The organism is Acidilutibacter cellobiosedens (assembly GCF_004103715.1).
GTDB classification, from domain to species: domain Bacteria; phylum Bacillota; class Clostridia; order Tissierellales; family Acidilutibacteraceae; genus Acidilutibacter; species Acidilutibacter cellobiosedens.
Genome location: NZ_CP035282.1, coordinates 1808689 through 1829993 on the forward strand (window position 1 = coordinate 1808689; position 21305 = coordinate 1829993).

Annotated in this window: 21 protein-coding genes; all 21 read left to right on the forward strand. The window is 32.1% G+C overall.

The annotated features are described in order from the left end of the window. Nucleotides 1–94: 94 nt before the first annotated feature. On the forward strand, nt 95–799 hold the full coding sequence (locus tag EQM13_RS08700; RefSeq protein WP_128752469.1) for a polysaccharide deacetylase family protein: 705 nt from the start codon (nt 95–97) through the stop codon (nt 797–799). An 84-nt stretch (nt 800–883) separates the two neighbouring features. Then, a complete protein-coding gene (locus EQM13_RS08705) occupies nt 884–2158 on the forward strand; it encodes a M16 family metallopeptidase (RefSeq protein ID WP_128752470.1) in 1275 nt (424 codons plus the stop codon). Nucleotides 2159–2168: 10 nt separating this feature from the next. Next, nucleotides 2169–2600, forward strand: a complete 432-nt coding sequence (gene dut / locus EQM13_RS08710; RefSeq protein ID WP_128752471.1) for a dUTP diphosphatase — start codon at nt 2169–2171, stop codon at nt 2598–2600. A 92-nt stretch (nt 2601–2692) separates the two neighbouring features. Continuing rightward, nucleotides 2693–2932, forward strand: a complete 240-nt coding sequence (locus EQM13_RS08715) for a YlmC/YmxH family sporulation protein (RefSeq protein ID WP_128752472.1) — start codon at nt 2693–2695, stop codon at nt 2930–2932. Nucleotides 2933–3003: 71 nt separating this feature from the next. After that, the gene (dapG, locus tag EQM13_RS08720) at nt 3004–4218 is read left to right on the forward strand and encodes an aspartate kinase (RefSeq protein WP_071138715.1); all 1215 of its coding nucleotides are present in this window, start codon (nt 3004–3006) and stop codon (nt 4216–4218) included. 174 nt (nt 4219–4392) lie between these two features. Next, a complete protein-coding gene (locus EQM13_RS08725; protein WP_128752473.1) occupies nt 4393–5055 on the forward strand; it encodes a ClpP family protease in 663 nt (220 codons plus the stop codon). 116 nt (nt 5056–5171) lie between these two features. Then, nucleotides 5172–7310 carry an FtsK/SpoIIIE family DNA translocase gene (locus EQM13_RS08730; RefSeq protein ID WP_128752474.1) on the forward strand — a complete coding sequence of 713 codons (2139 nt, stop codon included), beginning with the start codon at nt 5172–5174 and terminating at the stop codon, nt 7308–7310. 17 nt (nt 7311–7327) lie between these two features. Continuing rightward, nucleotides 7328–8659: a 30S ribosomal protein S12 methylthiotransferase RimO gene (gene rimO, locus EQM13_RS08735; protein ID WP_128752475.1), complete on the forward strand. Its 1332-nt coding sequence runs from the start codon at nt 7328–7330 to the stop codon at nt 8657–8659. Beyond that, on the forward strand, nt 8646–9191 hold the full coding sequence (gene pgsA, locus EQM13_RS08740; protein WP_128752476.1) for a CDP-diacylglycerol--glycerol-3-phosphate 3-phosphatidyltransferase: 546 nt from the start codon (nt 8646–8648) through the stop codon (nt 9189–9191). The genes rimO and pgsA overlap by 14 nt, the downstream gene beginning before the upstream one ends. Nucleotides 9192–9207: 16 nt before the next feature. Beyond that, complete coding sequence (locus EQM13_RS08745) at nt 9208–10443, forward strand: competence/damage-inducible protein A (RefSeq protein ID WP_128752477.1); 1236 nt, start codon at nt 9208–9210, stop codon at nt 10441–10443. A 99-nt stretch (nt 10444–10542) separates the two neighbouring features. Then, nucleotides 10543–11610, forward strand: coding sequence for a recombinase RecA (recA, locus tag EQM13_RS08750; protein ID WP_071138709.1), 1068 nt, complete (start codon nt 10543–10545; stop codon nt 11608–11610). A 63-nt stretch (nt 11611–11673) separates the two neighbouring features. Further along, the gene (locus EQM13_RS08755; RefSeq protein WP_071138708.1) at nt 11674–12660 is read left to right on the forward strand and encodes a metallophosphoesterase family protein; all 987 of its coding nucleotides are present in this window, start codon (nt 11674–11676) and stop codon (nt 12658–12660) included. 1 nt (nt 12661) lies between these two features. Next, on the forward strand, nt 12662–14104 hold the full coding sequence (locus tag EQM13_RS08760; RefSeq protein ID WP_071138707.1) for an AAA family ATPase: 1443 nt from the start codon (nt 12662–12664) through the stop codon (nt 14102–14104). Between the two features lie 82 nt (nt 14105–14186). Next, entirely contained in the window at nt 14187–14438 is a 252-nt protein-coding gene (locus EQM13_RS08765) for a hypothetical protein (RefSeq protein WP_071138706.1), read from the forward strand. Between the two features lie 10 nt (nt 14439–14448). Further along, the gene (locus EQM13_RS08770; protein WP_071138705.1) at nt 14449–15105 is read left to right on the forward strand and encodes an AAA family ATPase; all 657 of its coding nucleotides are present in this window, start codon (nt 14449–14451) and stop codon (nt 15103–15105) included. Nucleotides 15106–15275: 170 nt separating this feature from the next. After that, nucleotides 15276–16805: a ribonuclease Y gene (gene rny, locus EQM13_RS08775; protein ID WP_128752478.1), complete on the forward strand. Its 1530-nt coding sequence runs from the start codon at nt 15276–15278 to the stop codon at nt 16803–16805. Between the two features lie 208 nt (nt 16806–17013). Further along, nucleotides 17014–17274, forward strand: coding sequence for a stage V sporulation protein S (locus EQM13_RS08780; protein WP_071138703.1), 261 nt, complete (start codon nt 17014–17016; stop codon nt 17272–17274). A gap of 185 nt (nt 17275–17459) precedes the next feature. Beyond that, complete coding sequence (locus tag EQM13_RS08785) at nt 17460–18281, forward strand: PHP domain-containing protein (RefSeq protein WP_200795941.1); 822 nt, start codon at nt 17460–17462, stop codon at nt 18279–18281. Further along, a complete protein-coding gene (locus EQM13_RS08790; protein WP_071138702.1) occupies nt 18268–18651 on the forward strand; it encodes a PadR family transcriptional regulator in 384 nt (127 codons plus the stop codon). Before EQM13_RS08785 ends, EQM13_RS08790 begins: the two co-directional genes overlap by 14 nt. Nucleotides 18652–18668: 17 nt before the next feature. Next, complete coding sequence (locus EQM13_RS08795; RefSeq protein WP_240663008.1) at nt 18669–19862, forward strand: pyridoxal phosphate-dependent aminotransferase; 1194 nt, start codon at nt 18669–18671, stop codon at nt 19860–19862. Between the two features lie 220 nt (nt 19863–20082). Beyond that, nucleotides 20083–21174, forward strand: coding sequence for a glycerol dehydrogenase (locus EQM13_RS08800; RefSeq protein WP_071138701.1), 1092 nt, complete (start codon nt 20083–20085; stop codon nt 21172–21174). The last annotated feature ends 131 nt before the right edge of the window (nt 21175–21305 follow it).

Sequence of the window (21305 nt, forward strand, 5' to 3'; positions counted from 1 at the left end):
TGAACCGAGAAGTGGTTCATGTTTTTTTATTTTTTTAATATATATTTGTTCAACCTTCGGAATATAAATATATTAATATATGGAGGTGTTGAACGTGAAAGTATTTATTATTAAGAAGAGAGTTATCTATATTTTTCTTATTGCCGTAATTGTTTTAATTTCTTTTCTTTTACTCTATAATTTTTATAAGGTAAAAGAAACATTCAATAGGGATATTTATTATAAAGGAAAAACCCAGGAGAATATCATTGCATTTACCTGTAATGTGGACTGGGGAGGTGAATATATACCGGATATGTTAAATATCCTTAAGGAAAATAATACAAAGATAACATTTTTTGTCACAGGAAAATGGGCGGAAAAAAATCCGGATTTACTGAAAAAAATGTATTATGAAGGCCATGAAATAGGAAATCACGGATATATGCACAGAGATTACGGAGAACTTAGTTATGAATTAAATAAGCAAGAAATACAAAAATGTCAGGAGATTATTAATGGAATTTTAGGAAAGTCTTCCATGTATTTTGCCCCTCCTTCCGGCTCATATAATGATAATACTATTAAAGCCTGCAATGAATTAAATTATGATATAATTATGTGGAGTATTGATACTATAGATTGGAGGGAAGACAGTTCGGAAGAAAAAATAATTGAAAGGGTACTTAAAAAGCCTGAAAATTCTTCTATCGTACTTATGCATCCTACGGAAAGGACGGTAAAGGCGTTGCCTAAAATAATTGATTCTCTTAAAGACAGAGGATTTAGTATAGGAAATATCAGTGATGTTTTGGAATAAATTTGTATTGAAATTAGTAAAAAACTAAAATATAATATTTTTAAATCCTTTTTTTATTGTAATTGTCAATGGAGGAATGAATTGATGTATTTAAAATACAAATTGAATAACGGAATAACAGTTGTCATGGAAGAAATGCCTTACATGCAATCTGCATCTATAGGAATATTGATTAATAACGGATCAGTAAATGAGAAAAAAGAAATAAACGGAGTATCCCATTTTATTGAGCATATGCTTTTTAAAGGAACAGATAAAAGGTCCGCAAAGGAAATATCGGAAACTATTGATAACATAGGAGGACAATTAAATGCTTTTACTGATAAAGAGTATACATGTTTTTATTCCAAGGTATTGAGCTGTCATATATCCATAGCAATTGACGTATTATCGGATATGATGATTAATTCTAAATTTTTGGAAGAAGATATGGAAAGAGAAAAAAAGGTCATATCGGAAGAAATAAATATGTATCTTGATTCTCCGGAAGATGCAGTCTATGATTTGTTGTATGAAACCATATATAAAGACACACCTTTGTCTTTATCTGTATTGGGAACGGAAGACAGCTTAAATTCTTTAAGCAGAGAGGGTATAGTTGATTATTATCACAAGTATTATAATCCCGAAAATATGGTAATATCTGTGGCAGGAAATATAAAATCAAAAGAAATAATAAAAATACTTGAAGAAAAATTTGGCGGAATGACTAATGAGAAAAAAGGACAAGCTCATTTAATTCAAGAGCCTTTAAACTTCAATGATATAAAAGGAATGGTAAAGAAAACAGAGCAATTAAATTTTTGTATCGGAATGGAAGGAGTATCAAGGGAGAGTGATGATACATACCCTTTGTTAATATTAAACACTGCCTTGGGAGGAAGCAGCAGTTCTATACTGTTTCAAAAAATCAGAGAAGAGGAAGGACTTGCTTATACCGTTTATTCGACTCCTTTTTTCCATAGAAATACAGGAATATTTTCAATATATGCAGGTTTAAATTCAAATAATATATTGGAATTTGCGAAGATAATAAAAAAAGAAATAAAAAATATCAAAGACAATTCAATATCCTCAGATGATCTTTTAAAGTTAAAAGAACAGTTGAAGGGAAGTTACATATTAGGTTTAGAAAGTACTTTAAGCAGAATGATGGAATTAGGAAAATCTCAATTACTTTTTGAAAAAGTGATAACTTCCGAAGATGTTATTAAAAAAATAGATAAAGTAACATTGGAGGATATTAAAAGAGTGTCGGAGAATATTTTTGACTTTAGAAAATATGACATAGCATATGTAGGAGAAATTTCAAAAAAAGAAAAAATAGAGTCCGAGTTAAAAAATATTTTATTTATATGAGGTGAATTTGATGAAAGTAAAAATAGTAAATAAAAGTACTCTTCCGATTCCCGAATATAAAACTCAAAATTCATCGGGAGTTGATCTATATGCTAATATAGAAGGTGAAATAGTAATAAAACCTTTAGAGAGAAAATTGATACCTACAGGTATATACGTAGAAATTCCTGAAGGCTATGAAGGACAAATAAGGGCAAGAAGCGGTTTGGCATTAAATCATGGGATTACCTTAACAAACGGCATAGGTACTGTTGACAGCGACTACAGGGGAGAAATAAAAGTGCTTTTAATTAATTTGGGAAAAGAAAATTATACTATTAAAAGAGGAGACAGAATAGCCCAATTAGTTCTTATTAAATATGAGAAAATTTTATTTGAAGAAGTAGAAGAGATAGATGAAACTTATAGGGGGACAGGAGGCTTTGGTCATACGGGAAAATAATATCATAAAAAATGTCATCATAAATGATAACATAAATCAAAAAAGAAAACATATATTTAAATAGATAACCAATTCAATTAAGGAGGGATTTTATGAGATTAAGTGAAATTAGCTCCAAAGAAATAGTTAATTTAAACGATGGAGCGAGATTAGGAATATTGGCCGACGTAGACTTCTTTATAAATGAAAAAAGCGGTCAGATTATATCCCTTTTAGTGCCGGAAAGAAAATTTCAGCTTAAATTTTTTTCGGAAAGATCTGAAATGGAGATCCCATGGAACTCTATAAGAAAGATAGGAAATGATATGATAATAATTGAAATGGACTTATAAAAATTATCACCATAATTATTATAAAACCATACTATAAACTAACGAAAATTAACTTGAGGTGATGTATACTTATGAAAATAATTGTTCAAAAATTTGGAGGAACTTCTGTTTCTTCTTCTGAGAGCAGACGAATTGTATTGAAAAAAATAATTGATAAGGTTAAAGAAGGATATCATGTTGTAGTCGTAGTTTCGGCCATGGGAAGAAAAGGAAGTCCTTATTCTACTGACTCCTTATTAGATCTAATAAATAAAGAAGCTCTTAATCCAAGAGAGATAGATTTACTTTTATCTTGCGGAGAGATTATCTCAGGAGTTACTCTTTCCAGTATGATAAGAGAAAAGGGATATAAAGCGAAAGTACTTACGGGAAGACTTGCAGGAATCAAAACAAATGATAATTTTGGCAATGCCGAAGTGTTGGATGTGGACCCATCAAATATTATTAATAGTTTGAAGGATGGAAATATAGTAATAGTAGCAGGATTTCAAGGGGTCAATTCCAATGGAGAAATAACGACTCTCGGAAGAGGAGGAAGCGATATAACCGCAGTAGTGTTAGGGAAAGCTTTGCACTGCAATCAGGTTGAAATATTTACTGATGTAGACGGTGTTATGACCGCAGATCCTAATATAGTAGAAAATGCAAAAGTAATTAAGACCATGTGCTATTCAGAGGTATATCAATTGGCAGAAAACGGGGCAAAGGTCATCCATCCTAAAGCAGTAGAAATTGCTCAGCAATCGAATATTTCATTGGTAATAAAAAATACCTTCACCGATAGCGAAGGGACGATTATTGAAAAAGCAGATACGAATTTTTATAATAATAGAAAAAAACAGTTTAATGACAAAATACTTACGGGTATAACATTCAAAAAAGGGCGTAATCAAATAAAAGTAAAAACAGATGATGAAAAAAATGAAACGGAAAGGTTAATGAATGATATTACTATAAACAAAATAAATATAGATTTAATTAATTTTTTTATAGATGAAAAAATATTTACAGTAGAAGATAAGGATCTTCCTGTTATGACAAACATACTAAAGGAAGGAAATTATAAATATGATATAATAAAAAATTGCTGTAAGCTCAGTGCGGTGGGATATAAAATGCATGGAGTTCCGGGAGTCATGGCAAAAATAGTTAATGCTCTCTGGAAAAACAATATTAAGATATTACAATCTTCAGATTCTCACAATACAATATGGTGCTTGATATATGAAAAGGATGCTGAAGCTGCCTTAAAAATACTCCATGAAGAATTTGAAATGTATAAATAAAAATGAATAAAGGAGATGCTGCAAATTAAATTTGCAGCATCTCCTTTATTTCAATCACATGGGAATTTAATACCTGATTGTTTAAAAAATATTAGAATATAATGTTAGAATATTATTATCTCAATAGTAGAAACTATATATTGTTATTATGCACAATATGGAGGTATCATTATAATGAACGATGATAAAAACAATGAAAATATCGAAGAGTTAGGCATCCCCAATTCAAGCAAAATCCCTAATGATATTCAATTTCTTACAATTATAGGTGAAATAGAAGGTCACACAATATGTCCCCCTCAAAAGAAAACAACGAAATATGAACATATAATTCCTTTACTGATTTCAGTTATGGAGAATCCGGATATAAAAGGTCTGTTTGTAATACTTAATACTGTAGGGGGAGATGTGGAGGCAGGACTTGCGCTGGCGGAAATGATTAACAGCATAAATAAGCCAAAAGTTTCATTGGTACTCGGAGGAGGACACAGTATCGGAGTTCCTCTGGCTACAGCCACAGATTATTCGTTTATAGTTCCTACTGCCACAATGACTATACATCCTATAAGAACTTCAGGATTGGTAATAGGTGTGCCTCAAACATTTAGATATTTTGAGAAGATGCAGCAAAGAATAATAGATTTTATAGTGAGAACATCAAGTATTAAAAAGGGGGAGCTGAAGAAACTTATGTATGCTACTGACGAAATCGCCAATGACATAGGAACTATTTTAGTTGGTCAAGAGGCAGTAGATTACGGGATTATAAATGAAGTAGGGGGATTTGACAAAGCTCTTTCCAAATTAAGAACTTTAATAAAAGAGGGACTTAATTAATAGTACAACTTTATAATTTGTGTTATAATTACATAGACAAACATTAATTTTCAACTTATTTTACTAAAAGAAGGATTTTCATATTATTTATAGAATTTATTTTTGAGGTGGTCCCGTTGAAGAAGAAAAAAAAAGGAAAAATAGAATTAGATAAAGAAATTATAGGTATTGTACTAATACTTCTGGGAATATTATCGATTTTCAGTTTATTTAGTGATAAAACAGGAATTGTGGGAGAGTTTTTAAAGAATATTTATCTTCAGTTAATGGGTTTTGGAGGTTTTATATTTCCGTTAATACTTATAGCTATAGGGATATTTTTTATGGCAAATAAATTGGATATAGATGAGGATAGAAAGGCTTTTTATAGTATAGTAATATTTTTATGTGTATTGACAATTATTGATATAAGCAAAATGGGCAATATGACATTTGTGAAAAGAATTCAATTAGCTTTTCAGTATGGAGAATCAGGTTTAGGCGGGGGCATATTGGGAGCTTTTTTGGGTTATATATTTTTTAAGCTCTTTGGTTCTATAGGTTCTTATATAATATTATCTTTTGTTATAGTCATAAATATTATGCTTATATCCGAAATTAAAATATCTAAGATTAAAATAGCAAAATTGTTTAGTCATAGAAATAGGAGACCTACATATAATTCCGTTGAGCCAAAAACGATTGAGGAAGATGAAAAAAAAGAAGGAATAAAGATATTGGATTATACCAAAAATGAGGAAGAAAAAGAAGATAAAAAAAACAATATGGAAAATATAAAATATGAAAACAAAGATAAGGCTGCAGATAATCTGAAAATTTTTAACAGCCATCAAAAAAATAAAACTTCTTATAAATTTCCTCCCATGGAATTTTTAAAAAGTTCGGATCTTAATACGGATTATAGTGACAAAAAAGAAATATTTGGGAATGCAAGAAAGATTGAAGAAACCATGAGAAGCTTCGGAATTGATGCTCATGTAACTCAAATAAGCAAGGGACCTACAATTACCCTATATGAGCTTCAACCTTCTCCTGGAGTAAAGGTAAGCAAAATAGTTAATTTATCCGATGATATTGCCTTGAATTTGGCGAGTTCCGATATTAGAATAGAGGCTCCCATACCGGGAAAGGCGGCAGTGGGAATAGAAGTCCCCAACAGGAAAAAAAGCAATGTGTACTTAAAGGAAATATTACAGTCGGAAGAGTATAATAACATTTCTTCAAAGATTCCTTTTGCTTTGGGAAAGGATATATCAGGAAAGCCTATAGTTGCCAATATTGAAAAGATGCCTCATCTTCTTATAGCAGGGGCTACAGGTTCCGGGAAAAGCGTATGTATAAATACTATTATTATGAGCATATTGTACAAAGCAACTCCCGATGAGGTAAAATTATTGTTGATTGATCCCAAGGTGGTGGAGTTAAGTATATACAATAAAATTCCTCATTTACTTACTCCTGTTGTAACGGATGCCAAAAAAGCTAAATTTGCTTTAAATTGGGCTGTCGAAGAAATGACCCGAAGGTATAAGATCTTTGCTAAAAACAATGTCAGGGATATTTACAGTTATAATGCAAAAGTAGAAAAGGAAGAACCAGAAAATAAATTATGTCAGATAGTGATTATAATTGATGAATTGGCAGACTTGATGATGGTGGCGGCTCAAGAGATTGAAGATTACATATGCAGATTGGCCCAAATGGCAAGGGCAGCAGGTATGTATTTGATTATAGCAACTCAAAGACCTTCTGTAGATGTAATAACTGGAACCATAAAAGCAAATATTCCCTCAAGAATATCCTTTGCCGTTACCAGCAGTATTGATTCAAGAACTATATTGGATATGGGGGGTGGAGAAAAATTACTGGGGAAGGGAGATATGCTGTTTTTCCCTTCAGGATATTCAAAGCCTGTGAGAATTCAGGGAGCTTTTATAAGCGAAGAAGAAGTTGAAAAAGTGGTACAATTCTTGAAAGAAGAGAATGAAATAGAATATGACGAGAGCATAGCGGAAGAAATAGACAATCCTCATGAAGAAACTCCCGGTATTGATGACGATTTACTTCCCGATGCTATAGATTTAGTAATAAATGAAGGACAGGCATCTATATCTTTTCTTCAAAGAAAATTGAAAATAGGATATTCAAGAGCAGGAAGATTAATAGATGAAATGGAGAGAAGAGGAATTGTAGGAAAATCCGAAGGAAGTAAGCCAAGGAAGGTTCTAATGGATAGGGACAGTATTAATTCTTAGCGGAAAGGAAGAAAAAATTGGACTATATATCAATAGTAACTATGGGTTGTTCAAAGAATGAAATTGATTCGGAATTGATGAAAAGTATTTTGCAAAAAGAAGGGCATATTTTAACTAAGGAATATGATAAGGCCGATATAATTATTGTCAATACCTGTGGTTTTATAAAGACGGCAAAAGAAGAGTCAATTAAAGCAATATGGGAAATGACCGAATATAAGACCATGGGGAAATGTAAATATTTAATATTGGCTGGGTGCCTTGCTGAGAGGTATTCCAAGGAACTTATGGAAGAGATATCTGAAGTGGATGGAATAATAGGAACTGGTAATATAAAAGACATTGCAAAGATAATAAAAGAATTAAAAATGAAGGGAAATAGGATTTGTAATGTTAAAAATATAGATAGCGATTATGTGGAGGATATCCAAAGGATTACTGACGGTTATACGTCTTATTTGAAAATTTCGGAAGGATGCGATAATTTTTGCTCTTACTGTATAATACCGAAGCTCAGAGGTAGATATAGAAGCAGAAGGATGGAGAATATTATTGAAGAAGCCAGAAATCTATCTAAAAACGGTACGAAGGAATTAATTTTGATTGCTCAAAATACAACAGATTATGGGATAGATATTTATGGAGAGTATAAACTTCCACAATTATTGAATGAATTAAATAAGATTAAAGGTATCCGATGGATAAGAATATTATATATGTATCCCGACAATTTTACGAAAGAATTGATATCCGCTATTTCTCAATGTGAAAAAGTAGTCAAATATGTGGATATACCTATACAACACATAAATGATTATATACTAAAAAAAATGAACAGAAATATTTCAAAAGAGAATATAACAAATTTGATTTACAGTTTAAGAAAAAATATACCGGATATAATTATAAGGACTACTCTCATAGTGGGATTTCCGGGAGAAAAAGAAGAATATTTCAATGAACTTGTTGAGTATGTAAAATCCGTTAAATTTGACAGACTAGGGGTTTTTACCTATTCAAGAGAAGAAGGGACTGCTGCTTATAATTTTGATGATCAAATACCGGAAAGAATTAAAAATTTAAGAAGAGATATGATAATGAAAGTTCAGCAAAATATATCAGCACAAAAAAATAAAGAAAAGTTGAATCATGTATATCCAGCCATGGTGGAAGAACAATTGGAAGAGGATTTGTATGCGGGAAGGACTTATATGGATAGCCCTGAAATTGATGGTGTATTGTATATCGAGAGTAATGAGGAATTACAAATCGGGGATTTTTATAATGTTAGAATTACAGATTCCTTAGAATATGATTTGATAGGAGAGGTTTATCATGAATTTACCTAACAAATTGACTATTTTTAGAATATGTTTGGTGCCGTTTTTTGTTTTTTTCTTATTTTCAAATTTAAAATATGGTCAATATATTGCTGTATCTATTTTTATTTTAGCATCACTTACAGATACTTTAGACGGTCATATAGCAAGAAGCAGAAATTTGATAACTACATTTGGAAAATTCATGGATCCATTAGCTGATAAAATATTGGTTTCAGCAGCATTTATATCGTTGGTAGAACTGGGGAAGGTTCCTTCGTGGATTGTGATTATTATCATTTCAAGAGAATTGGCTATAACGGGCTTTAGAACAGTTGCAGTATCTGAAGGAGTAACAATAGCTGCAGATAAGTGGGGAAAGATGAAAACCGTAACTCAGCTAATTGCTGTAATAGCTTTGCTTTTAAATAATTACCCTTTTAGTTTGATTAATTTTCCCTTTGATAAGATAATGCTTTATATATCCGTTGTATTTACGATAATTTCTGGGGTAAACTATATTTATGTTAATAGAAAAGTATTGAAATCCGAAAAAAAATGATACAGGAGATGTTTATATGAAAGCTGAAATTATTAATGTAGGAACTGAATTGCTTCTGGGAAGTACTTTAAATACAAACGCTCAATTCTTATCCCAAAGACTGGCCGAATTGGGAGAAGAGGTATATTTCCATACTGTTGTGGGAGATAATCGAGGTAGATTGAAAGATGCACTCAATTTAGCTTTGAAGCGTTCTCAACTTATTATATTGACGGGAGGTCTGGGACCAACCCAGGATGATCTGACAAAGGAAGTAGTATGCGAAACGTTAAATTTAAAATTAAATTTAAATAAAGAGGTATTAAATGAAATAAAGAGATATTTTAATAAACTCCATAGAGAAATGAGTGAGAACAACATTAAACAGGCTTACATACCTGAAAATTCCATAGTGCTGAAAAATGATATAGGAACGGCTCCAGGAGTTTTAGTAAATTGGAACGACAAAAAGATAGCCATTCTTCCCGGGCCTCCCAATGAGATGAAGACAATGTTTAATAAGTATTTATCCCCATTGATTAAGGAGAACTATATTATAAAATCCAAAACATTAAAGACTATCGGCATTAGTGAATCAACTCTTGAGTTGATGATAAAAGATTTTATTGATTCTCAAACTAATCCTACTATTGCAACATATGTAAAAGAAGGGCAGGTAGATGTTAAAATTACGGCTAAGGAAGAGAATAAGGAGAATTCCGATGATTTAATAAATGATATGGTAGAAAAGGTAGAGAAAAGAATCGGCAAATATATATATTCTTATGATGATGAAACAATAGAGGAAGCTTTATATAAAATTTTGAAGGATAGGGGATTTAAAATTGCCTTCTGTGAATCATGTACAGGAGGATTGGTATCCGGCAGATTTACGAAGATCCCCGGTGTTTCCCAAGTATTTGACAGAGGAATAGTTACTTACAGCAACAGGGCTAAGGTTGAAGAATTGAATGTAAAGGAAGACACCTTAAGAAAGTATGGAGCCGTCAGTGAAGAGACTGCCATTGAAATGGCAGAGGGACTGTTGAAAAAATCAAATGTGGATATAGCTTTATCTACTACGGGGATTGCAGGTCCCGACGGAGGAAGTGAAGAAAAACCCGTAGGTCTTGTATATATAGGAGTTGCAACTAAGGAAGGTTCCCATGCCGTTAAATTTACTTTTCCCGGGAACAGAATAAGTATTCAGAACAGAACGGCAACAATGGTTTTCGATGAGGGAAGAAAGTGTTTATTGAAATTAAATAATTAAAATTGACTAATACAATCAAATGTTATAAAATATTATATATAGCGAACTAATGTTCGAAAATATACGGAAGGTGGTGACTCCAGTAATACTGGGCATATCATGGCAGATTCAAAGAATAAGAATAACGAAAACAGTAAGGAAAAAGCTTTGGAAGTAGCCATCACTCAGATAGAAAAACAATTTGGAAAGGGTTCCATAATGAGGCTCGGAGAAAACAGCAAAATGAATGTCGAGTCCATTCCTACAGGAGCCTTAAGTTTGGACATCGCATTGGGGATTGGAGGACTTCCTAAGGGAAGAATAATTGAAGTATTTGGGCCTGAATCATCGGGTAAGACTACCGTTGCACTACATTCCATAGCGGAATCTCAAAAACTGGGAGGTATAGCAGCATTTATAGATGCAGAGCATGCATTGGATCCTGTATATGCTAAAAATTTAGGAGTGGATATAGATAATTTGATAGTTTCACAGCCGGATACAGGCGAGCAGGCCTTGGAAATTGCTGAGGCTTTGGTCAGGAGCAATGCTATAGATGTAATCGTATTGGACTCGGTAGCTGCTTTGGTTCCAAAGGCTGAAATCGAAGGAGAGATGGGAGATAGTCATGTAGGATTGCAGGCAAGATTAATGTCTCAGGCATTGAGAAAATTAGCCGGTGCTATAAGCAGATCGAATGCCATAATCATATTCATAAATCAGCTTCGTGAGAAGATTGGGATAAGCTACGGAAATCCTGAAACCACAACAGGAGGAAGGGCACTTAAATTTTATGCTTCCGTAAGGCTTGATGTTAGGAAAATAGATTCTATTAAGCAGGGAGATGACATTATTGGCAACAGAGTTAAGGTCAAAGTTGTCAAAAATAAGGTAGCTCCTCCTTTTAAACAGGCTGAATTTGATATTATGTACGGCAAGGGAATTTCAAAGGAAGGAAACATTGTGGATTTGGGGGTTACATCTGAAATTATCAATAAGTCCGGTTCGTGGTACAGCTATGGAGAAGATAGATTGGGACAAGGAAGAGAAAATGTTAAAGATTATTTTAAAGAACACAAAGATATTGCAGACGAAATTGAGAACAAAATCAGAGAAAAAAATGGATTGAAACCTTTGGAATTGAAAAAAGTAAGTAAAGAGAAAAAGGATAAAGAAAAAGCAGAGTAAAGTGTATTTTAGAGACCTCCTTGTTTTCATAAGGGGGTCTTGAAGCAGGAGGAAATATAAAAGTTGAAAATACTTTATTTTACAGATACTCACATAAGAGGAACTACTCCACAAAATAGAAAGGATAATTTGGTGGAGACTTTGGAGAAAAAATTTAATGAGGTAATCGGGATAATAAATGAAGAAAATATTGATTATGTAATTCACGGAGGAGATCTTTTCGACAGGCCTGATGTTTCGGTTTCGATAGTAAGTAAGTTTGCGGAAATATTGAATAAAATTAAAGTTCCCATATATATAGTCTCTGGCAACCATGATATATACGGCCATAATCCTGAAACATTGGGTAAAACCATGCTTGGACTTTTAAATGCGATTAACATTCTTCATGTTATCGACAGCGGAGAAAAGATTATACTTGAAAAGAATGGTGTAAAAGTTCAACTAACAGGCCAGCCGTATATTTATAATTTAGACGATCCTATTAACAGAGATAAATACATTATAAAGTCTAAGCCTGATAATATAAAATATCTCATTCATGTAGTTCATGGAATGCTTTTGGACAGACCATTTATAAAAGGGATCCCTTATACTCTGATAGATGATATAAAGGAAACTAAAGCGGATATTACTTTATGCGGACATTATCATTCGGGATTTGGAATTAAGATTATAGATGGAAAATATTTTATCAATCCGGGAAGCTTAATACGTATCACAAACAGTGTTAAAGAAATTGAAAGAATTCCTCAGGTGGTTATTATGGATCTTTCAAAGAAAATAGATATAAAACTTGTTCCATTAAAAACAGCTCAAAAGGGAGAATTAATCCTTGACAGAAAGGAAATAGAAAACTATATGTACAAGAACGAAAGGTTGAATGAATTTAAACAATCTATAGATGAAACGGTTAATTTTGACAAACTGGATATCAATAAAATACTTTCGGAAATATCACATACAGAAGGAATTAAACCCCAAGTAAAAGAAGAGGCTCTAAGACGAATTGCTTCTTCCCAGATTAAGTTTTCAGGAGATGATATATGATATGACCTATATCAAGAAGGTGATTTTAGAAAATTTTCAATCTCATAAACATACTGAAATACTGTTTGATGAGCATTTAAATGTGATAGTAGGTCCTTCTGACCAAGGAAAGAGTGCTATAATCAGAGGAATTCAATGGGCATTGTTTAATGAACCCTCAGGAGATTTTTTTATAAGAGAAGGAGAAAAGGAATGTAGCATAATCATATATTTTAGTGACAATACAGCTATTAAAAGATATAAGAGCAGAAGCAAAAATTTGTATTATTATTATGACGAATTTGGAAAAGAAACTATATACGAGGGATTTGGTCTTGAAGTTCCAAAAGAAATAGTCGATAAGATTAAAATAAGAAAGATTTTCTTATCCGGAAAACAATCTAATGCCATCAATATAAGCGAACAATTGGAAGGTCCATTTCTTTTATCGGAAAATACGAATACAAGGGCAAATGCCATAGGACGGTTAATAGGAGTACATATAGTAGATGATGCGATAAAGGATACATTGAAAGATAAGACAAATTTAAATAGCTTAAAGAAAAACAACGAAGAACAATATCAAAATCTGTCCGATGATCTTAAAAAATATGATTATTTAGACGATTTAAAAAGAATATTAGATAAATTTGAAATAATACAAGGGAGTATAAATGAGAAACAAGCCAAATTAGAAAAATTGATTGGTATCAGAAAGGACTACATAGATTGTTCGAATAATATAGGAAACGTTAAGAGCATTATAAACAGATTAGAAAATATTGATATAGTAAAAGAAAAATCAGACAGATTAAATAATTGTATCAGAATATATAATATAGTAAACAGTAAAAAGGTCAATTTAATTAATATAGATGAGAAGATAAATGAAAACTTAAATATATTGAAATATTCATCTAATATAGATGAAATGGGTAATATTTTAATTAATCTCGATGATAAAACAAAGAAGTTATTGCTATTAAAATCAATAGATGAAAAATACAGATATATTAATAAAAATTTATCTGATAGTAATTTAATAATAGAAAATTTGAAGACCATATATATTGTTAGTAATATGACGGATGATATCGAAAAGAATATTCACGGATTAAACAACCTTTCAACCATATATAAAAATCTCATGGATTTGGACAAGAGAATAGAACAGGGAAATAATTATATAAAAAAATTTAAAAATATTTCTGAAGGTGATCTTTTAGTTCAGAATATAAGCGGTAAATTAAAGGGATTTAATACTTTTATTAATGTAGAAAAGCGTTACACTGATATTCTAAGCAATATAAATAATACAAATAAGATTATCAAAGATGAAAAGGATAATATATCATTATTTCTCGAAGAATATAAATCCTTATTATTGAAACTGGGTATTTGTCCCCTTTGTTTAAGTAAGATAGATTCAAAAACAATTGAAAAGATAATATCAAATTATAGTTAATTGAAGTCTTATTATTGAAAGTTTAAAATATAAATACATTAGGATAGTATTTTAACTTATAATTTATGAGGAGTGTATAAGCATGCAGGATTATGAAAAAAAATTAAATACTTTGAAGGATGATCTGGAGAAAGCAAAATCTTTGAGATATAAGGCGGAAGCAAGGCTGGAACAGTTAAATAAACAAAAAGAAGATTTGATTAAGGAACTTGAAAGCTTAAAAGTTAATCCTAATAATTTAGATGAAGAAATTAAAAAACTCACCTTAGAGATAGATTCTTTATTCGATGAGGCCAATAAACTTCTTCCAAAAGATTTATTGGAAAAGAAATGAGTGACTTATTATGATATCCAATTTAGAAGACCTTAATAAAAACATAGATAATTTAAAAAGACTGTATTCTAAGGAAAGCGGAAAGAAAGAAAAAATACTGGAACAGATGGAGAAAGTGAAAAAGGAAATAAATGAAATCGATTCAAAGATCGATTTATTGGAAGAAGTAAATTTATTGCTTCAGAAAACTTCCGAATTTGCGAGGGAACAATCTAAAAAGCAGATAGAAACGTTAGTAACTAATTGTTTGCAGTATGTTTTTGAAAATGACATGGAATTCAATATTGATATAGTAGAATTAAGAAATAAACCTAATGCTGAGTTTTATGTAATTTCCCGTTATGGTACTCATACCATAAAGACAAAACCGGAGTTATCAAGAGGAGGAGGAGTTGTAGACGTTATTTCTTTAGCATTGAGAATTGCTTTTATGCAGATATACAGACCACAAATATGCGGCCCCCTCATATTAGACGAACCTGCTAAACATGTGAGCGAAGAATATATATTCAACGTAGCGGATTTTTTGCAGAAAACTTCGGAGATGTTCAATAAGCAGATTATAATGGTTACTCATAATAATTATTTGTCATCTATCGGAACAAATGCCTACCGAGTAGAATTAAAGGGCTCAGAAAGCATTGTAAGGAAGATAACGCCTGATTAATAACTTGACATATTTTCTTAAAAGTAATAAAATTAAATCGTATGTAAAGCTATACTTGTAAATAGTGTAGACTCTATAAGCCGCGATTATCCGGTTTATATTTTTATTAATTATTGTAAATTAAGTACTTTTGGAACTTGAAAATTAAATAGAAAGGGAGGTGCAGCGTTATTGAACTTCTAAAATTAGTTATAAGTGCCATAATTGGAATCATCGCTGGTTTTTATATAAGAAGAACAATCAGTGAAGGAAAGATAAAAAATTCTGAGGAATTAGCCAAGAAAATTTTAGATGATGCAAATAAAGATGCAGAAACAAAGAAAAAAGAAGTGTTATTGGAAGCAAAAGAAGAGATTCATAAGATGAGAAGTGAATTTGAAAAAGAAAGCAGAGAAAGAAGAAATGAACTTCAAAAATTAGAAAGACGGTTAATGCATAGAGAAGAATCTCTTGATAGAAAAAGTGAAAGTTTAGAAAAAAAGGATGATTTAGTTTCTAAAAAAATAAAGGAATTAGATGAGAAAGAAGAGCTTATAAATCAGCTTTATGAAAAGCAAGTTGAAGAATTGGAAAGATTATCAGGCTTGACGTCAGAAGAAGCCAAGGAATTGCTTCTCAATGATGTTAAGAAAGAAATAACTCATGAATCTGCTATAATGATTAAAGAAATTGAGAGCAAGGCAAAGGAGGAAGCTGATAAAAAAGCCAGGGAAATCATTTCCTGTGCCATCCAAAAATGTGCTTCTGATCATGTTGCTGAGACTACGGTGACGGTAGTTCCTTTGCCAAATGATGAAATGAAAGGCAGAATCATTGGAAGAGAAGGTAGAAATATTAGAACTTTAGAAACACTTACGGGAATTGATTTGATTATAGATGATACACCGGAAGCCGTAGTTCTTTCAGGATTTGATCCTATAAGAAGAGAAGTTGCGAGAATTGCATTGGAAAAGTTGATAATCGATGGAAGAATACATCCGGCAAGAATAGAGGAAATGGTTGAAAAAGCCAAAAAGGAAGTAGAGAATATCATAAGAGAAGCGGGAGAGCAAGCTGCTTTTGAATGCGGAATAAACGGTTTACACCCTGAACTTATAAAACTATTGGGTAGACTTAAATATAGAACAAGTTACGGGCAAAATGTATTAAGGCATTCTATTGAAGTTTCTCGTTTAGCAGGAGTGATGGCATCGGAATTGGGTGCTGATGTTAAAATTGCTAAAAGAGCAGGACTTTTGCACGATATAGGTAAGGCTGTAGATCATGAAGTTGAAGGACCTCATGTTACAATTGGAGTGGATTTGGCTAAGAAATATAAGGAGTCGAAGGAAGTGCTTCATGCAATTGCTGCTCATCATGGAGATATTGAACCACAAACAGTTGAAGCGGTGTTAGTTCAGGCGGCGGATGCCATATCTGCTGCAAGACCGGGAGCAAGAAGAGAAACGCTGGAAGCATACATCAAAAGACTTGAAAAACTTGAAGAAATAGCTAATTCTTTTGAGGGAATCGAGAAATCTTATGCCATACAAGCAGGTCGTGAGATAAGAATAATGGTTAAACCGGAATTAATTAATGATGATGAGATTGTTCATACTGCCAGAGAGATAGTCAAAAGAGTAGAAGAGGAACTTGACTATCCGGGTCAAATAAAGGTAAATGTAATAAGAGAGACAAGGGCAATAGAATATGCAAAATAAAGGGCAGCCTTTTTGAAACCGTTTAAGGTCAATTTCGAACTAAAAAAAGATGATTTTTTTATGAGTTATAAAAAAGAGCGAAAATTTTCAAAAGCAAAAATATTTTTAAATAAAAGAGGATTTTACTAATATTTGTAGAATAAAGAATTATAGTCATATATAAATATATAATTCATAATAAATAATTTTGGTAGAGGGGGATATTTTAATGGATGTATTAAAAGTATCAGCAAAATCAAGTCCAAATTCTGTTGCAGGAGCTCTTGCGGGAGTATTAAGAGAAAAAGGTTCTGCCGAGATTCAAGCTATTGGTGCGGGGGCTTTGAACCAGGCTGTCAAGGCAGTTGCCATTGCCAGAGGTTTTGTTGCACCCAGCGGTATTGATTTAATATGTATACCAGCTTTTACAGACATTGAAATTGACGGTGAGGAAAGAACAGCTATTAAGTTAATTATTGAGCCGAGATAGTATTTTTTAAAAAGTCTGCCATATATGGCAGACTTTTTATAATTTATAGAAAAATTTCATTTTACCTTGGAAGCTTTTTTATATTAATGATATAATAATAGTATAAAAGGTCAAGTATAAATTAGGAAAGAAAATAATTTTTCTATGGGTTATAAATATAGTGCTATAAATTTGGGAGTGATATCTTGATTTTAACTGCAGATTTACATATTCATACAACTTATTCCGATGGATTGCTAACTCCTGATGAAGTTATTAAAATAGCTTTTCGAAAAGGTTTATATGCCATAAGTATTACCGATCATGATACTGTTGCGGGGATAAGAAAATTTGAAAATAGTCAAGTTAAAGTTATTCCCGGCATTGAATTTGGCTGTGTATTTGAAGGAGAAGACGTTCATATATTAGGATATTTTTCAAAATATTTTTTGCCTAAAATTAGTGAAAAGGTTAGTTTTTTGAAAGAAAAAAGAATCGAGAGATGTTCCGAGATTATAAAAAAACTGAATAATCAAGGATTGAAGATAGATATGGAAGATGTTTGTATTTATACCCAAAATGGTTTAATCGGGAGGCCTCATATAGCGAGAGCGCTGATTGAAAAGGGATATGTACATTCTATGAGGGAAGCTTTTGATCTGTATCTGAACAGGGGTTGCCCGGCTTATGTGGAAAGATGCAGCTTGTCTATTAAAGAAACTATAGATTTAATTCATGAAGAAGAAGGAATAGCTGTATTGGCTCATCCGGGATTAATAAAAAGAAAAGAAATTATAGATTATGTTATAAAGGAAGGAATAGACGGATTAGAAGTGATTCATTCAAAGCATACTCATGAAGATGTTGTATATTTTTTAAGTTTGGCCAAGAAGAAAAATCTTTTGATAACAGGAGGTTCCGATTCTCATGGAGATTTGATAGATGGGGAATATTTAATTGGAAGGTATTATGTTCCTGTTGATAATCTGATGAAGGGTGAAAGGAGGATAAGTATTGACCAATTATAAAGGTGAAAGAAATAGGCAGTTTCCATCTAAGATAAGCACGACGTCTTTTGTAAAATTATATATACTTCATCTGCTTAAAGAGAAAAGTTATTATGGAAATGAGATAATTGATGAAATCAAGTTAAGAATGGAAAATAAATGGATTCCAAGTCCCGGAATGGTATATCCTCTATTAAGGGAAATGGAAGAGAAGGGATATATAATAGGTTCTTGGGATCAGCCTGATAAAAGATCTATAAGAAGATATCGCATTACCGATGAGGGGTATAAACATTATAAAATAATTCTTCTCCAATACAAGACAATATTTGAAGATTCTTTGATAATAATTAAAAATACATTAAAAGATATATATAACATTAAAATCTAAAGGGAGGTATAAATAATATGAACCTGAATTTATCAAAAAAAGGATTAAGCATTGCTCCGTCTGTTACTCTTGAGATAACCGCTAAAGCCAAAGCGATGAAAGCAAAAGGGATAGATGTTGTTGAGTTTGGTGTTGGTGAACCCGATTTCAATACACCTTCTAATATTTCCGAAGAAGGTATAAAGGCAATTAAGGAGGGAAAAACAAAATATACTCCTGCCTCTGGTATAATCGAATTAAAAGAAGCTATCTGTAAAAAATTTAGCAGGGATAACGGATTGAAATATAATCCAAATAACATCGTAATTTCAAACGGGGCAAAGCAATCCTTATACAATTCCCTTATGGCTATATTGGATCCGGGAGATGAAGTTATTGTTTCTATTCCTTATTGGGTAAGTTATCCCCAGCTTGTACAAATTGCAGGAGGGGTTCCGGTATATGTTCAAACAAAAGAAGAAAATGGTTTTAAATGCAAAGTGGAGGATTTGGACGCGGTTTTAACCAAAAAGACAAAAGCTATAATACTTAACAGTCCGAATAATCCTACAGGTATTATATATAATTCTTCCGATTTAAAGGCTATAGCAGAATGGGCAGTAAAAAATAATATTTTCGTTATTTCGGATGAAATCTATGAGAAGCTCATATATGGAGGAGAGAAACATACAAGCATAGCTTCATTAGGTGATGATATTAAAAGATTGACCATGGTTGTAAACGGTATGTCAAAGGCTTATGCCATGACAGGATGGAGAATAGGATATGTCGCAGCAGATGAAAAGGTAGCAAAGGTTATGGGAAGTATCCAAAGCCATATTACATCCCATCCGTGTTCCATAGCTCAATATGCCAGTGTAGAGGGATTAAACGGAAATCAGGATAGTGTTGAAAATATGAGAAAACAGTTTGAAGAAAGAAGAAACCATATGGTGAAAAAGGTAAATTCCATTGAAGGCTTGAGCTGTAAAATGCCAAAGGGTGCTTTTTATGTAATGGTTAATTATAAAAAGTTAAAGGGAAAGACAATAAAAGGAAAGGAAATTAGAAGTTCCCTTGATTTTGCACAACTTCTTCTTGAGGAAGGAAAGGTAGCGGTAATACCGGGAGCAGCTTTTGGAGAAGATGATTACATAAGGCTTTCTTATGCGACTTCTTTAGAAAATATAGAAAAGGGAACAAATAGAATTAAAGATGTAATTGAGAATTAGATTTAATATAAAAAGATAAAAGCAGGTTTGCATAATATAATTATGCAAACCTGCTTTTTGTAAATTATAAATTTTCCATTAAATAGGTTTCAAAAAAGGCCTACTAATGTGCCATTGTTTAACTGTAGACTTTTTTATTTTGTATATTAAATTTTTAATATATAAAATAAAAAAATTCGGGTATTGTATATATAGGTAGATATAAAGGAGAGTGTTAAATATGACAAATATAATTATTTCTCCAAGCAAATATGTTCAAGGCAGAAATGAATTGTACAATTTATATGAACATGTTCATTCGTTGGGCAACAAATTCCTGATTTTGGCCAGCGAAAACGGAATAAAACGAACAAAAAATATAATAGAGAATAGTTTTAAAAATAAGGATTCCAAATTAGTTTTTGAACCTTTCAACGGCGAATGTTCTAAAAATGAAATAGAAAGAATAAAAAAAGTGTTAATTGAGGAAAGCTGCAATGTGATAATAGGAATAGGCGGAGGAAAGGTATTTGATACGGCAAAGGCAGTCGGATATTATAGTCATATTCCCGTAGTCATAATTCCGACAATTGCTTCCACAGATGCTCCCTGTAGCGCATTATCCGTAATTTATACGGAGGAAGGTGAATTTAGTGAATATTTGTTCCTTCCGAAGAATCCGGAAGTTGTGTTGGTGGATACGTCTATAATTTCAAAGGCTCCCGTAAGATTACTTGTTGCGGGAATGGGAGATGCATTGGCAACATATTTTGAGGCAAGAGCTTGCGTAAGAGCTGATGCAAATACGATGGCAGGAGGAAAAGCAACTCAGGCCGCTTTTGCTATTGCTGAATTATGTTATAAAACTTTAATGAGAGATGGACTAAAAGCAAAACTTGCGGTAGAAAAGAAAGTTGTTACCAGGGCAGTGGAAAATATCGTAGAAGCAAATACTTACTTAAGCGGCATAGGATTTGAAAGCTGTGGGTTAGCTGCGGCCCATGCAGTACACAATGGATTTACCGTTATTAGCGAATGTCACCATCTTTATCATGGAGAAAAAGTCGCATTTGGAACTATAGTTCAGCTAATATTAGAAAATAGCCCATCAGAAGAAATTGAGGAAGTTATAAATTTCTGTATACAAGTAGGCCTCCCTATAACATTAGGAGATATGGGAATTCATGATTTAAGAGAAGAGGATATTATGAAGGTAGCGGAAGTTTCCTGCGCCGAAGGAGATACCATGCATAATATGCCGTTCAAAGTAGAAGCCGAAGATGTATACTCCGCTATAATTGCGGCGGACAATTTAGGAAGAATGTATAAATAAATTTTAAATTAACATTATATAAAATAAAGAACGAGTTCTAACAAAAAACTTGTTCTTTATTTTATAATTAATACTCATAATAAATATTATCATAAATGATGATATAAAAAACAAATCTAAACAACTCATAT

Coding starts and splice junctions, on each gene's coding strand:
- pgsA (WP_128752476.1), top strand. CDS start 8,646: ATGAATTTACCTAACAAATTGACTATTTTTAGAATATGTTTGGTGCCG.
- EQM13_RS08760 (WP_071138707.1), top strand. CDS start 12,662: ATGACCTATATCAAGAAGGTGATTTTAGAAAATTTTCAATCTCATAAA.
- recA (WP_071138709.1), top strand. CDS start 10,543: ATGGCAGATTCAAAGAATAAGAATAACGAAAACAGTAAGGAAAAAGCT.
- EQM13_RS08725 (WP_128752473.1), top strand. CDS start 4,393: ATGAACGATGATAAAAACAATGAAAATATCGAAGAGTTAGGCATCCCC.
- EQM13_RS08800 (WP_071138701.1), top strand. CDS start 20,083: ATGACAAATATAATTATTTCTCCAAGCAAATATGTTCAAGGCAGAAAT.
- EQM13_RS08705 (WP_128752470.1), top strand. CDS start 884: ATGTATTTAAAATACAAATTGAATAACGGAATAACAGTTGTCATGGAA.
- EQM13_RS08745 (WP_128752477.1), top strand. CDS start 9,208: ATGAAAGCTGAAATTATTAATGTAGGAACTGAATTGCTTCTGGGAAGT.
- EQM13_RS08715 (WP_128752472.1), top strand. CDS start 2,693: ATGAGATTAAGTGAAATTAGCTCCAAAGAAATAGTTAATTTAAACGAT.
- EQM13_RS08780 (WP_071138703.1), top strand. CDS start 17,014: ATGGATGTATTAAAAGTATCAGCAAAATCAAGTCCAAATTCTGTTGCA.
- EQM13_RS08770 (WP_071138705.1), top strand. CDS start 14,449: ATGATATCCAATTTAGAAGACCTTAATAAAAACATAGATAATTTAAAA.
- EQM13_RS08795 (WP_240663008.1), top strand. CDS start 18,669: ATGAACCTGAATTTATCAAAAAAAGGATTAAGCATTGCTCCGTCTGTT.
- EQM13_RS08765 (WP_071138706.1), top strand. CDS start 14,187: ATGCAGGATTATGAAAAAAAATTAAATACTTTGAAGGATGATCTGGAG.
- dapG (WP_071138715.1), top strand. CDS start 3,004: ATGAAAATAATTGTTCAAAAATTTGGAGGAACTTCTGTTTCTTCTTCT.
- dut (WP_128752471.1), top strand. CDS start 2,169: ATGAAAGTAAAAATAGTAAATAAAAGTACTCTTCCGATTCCCGAATAT.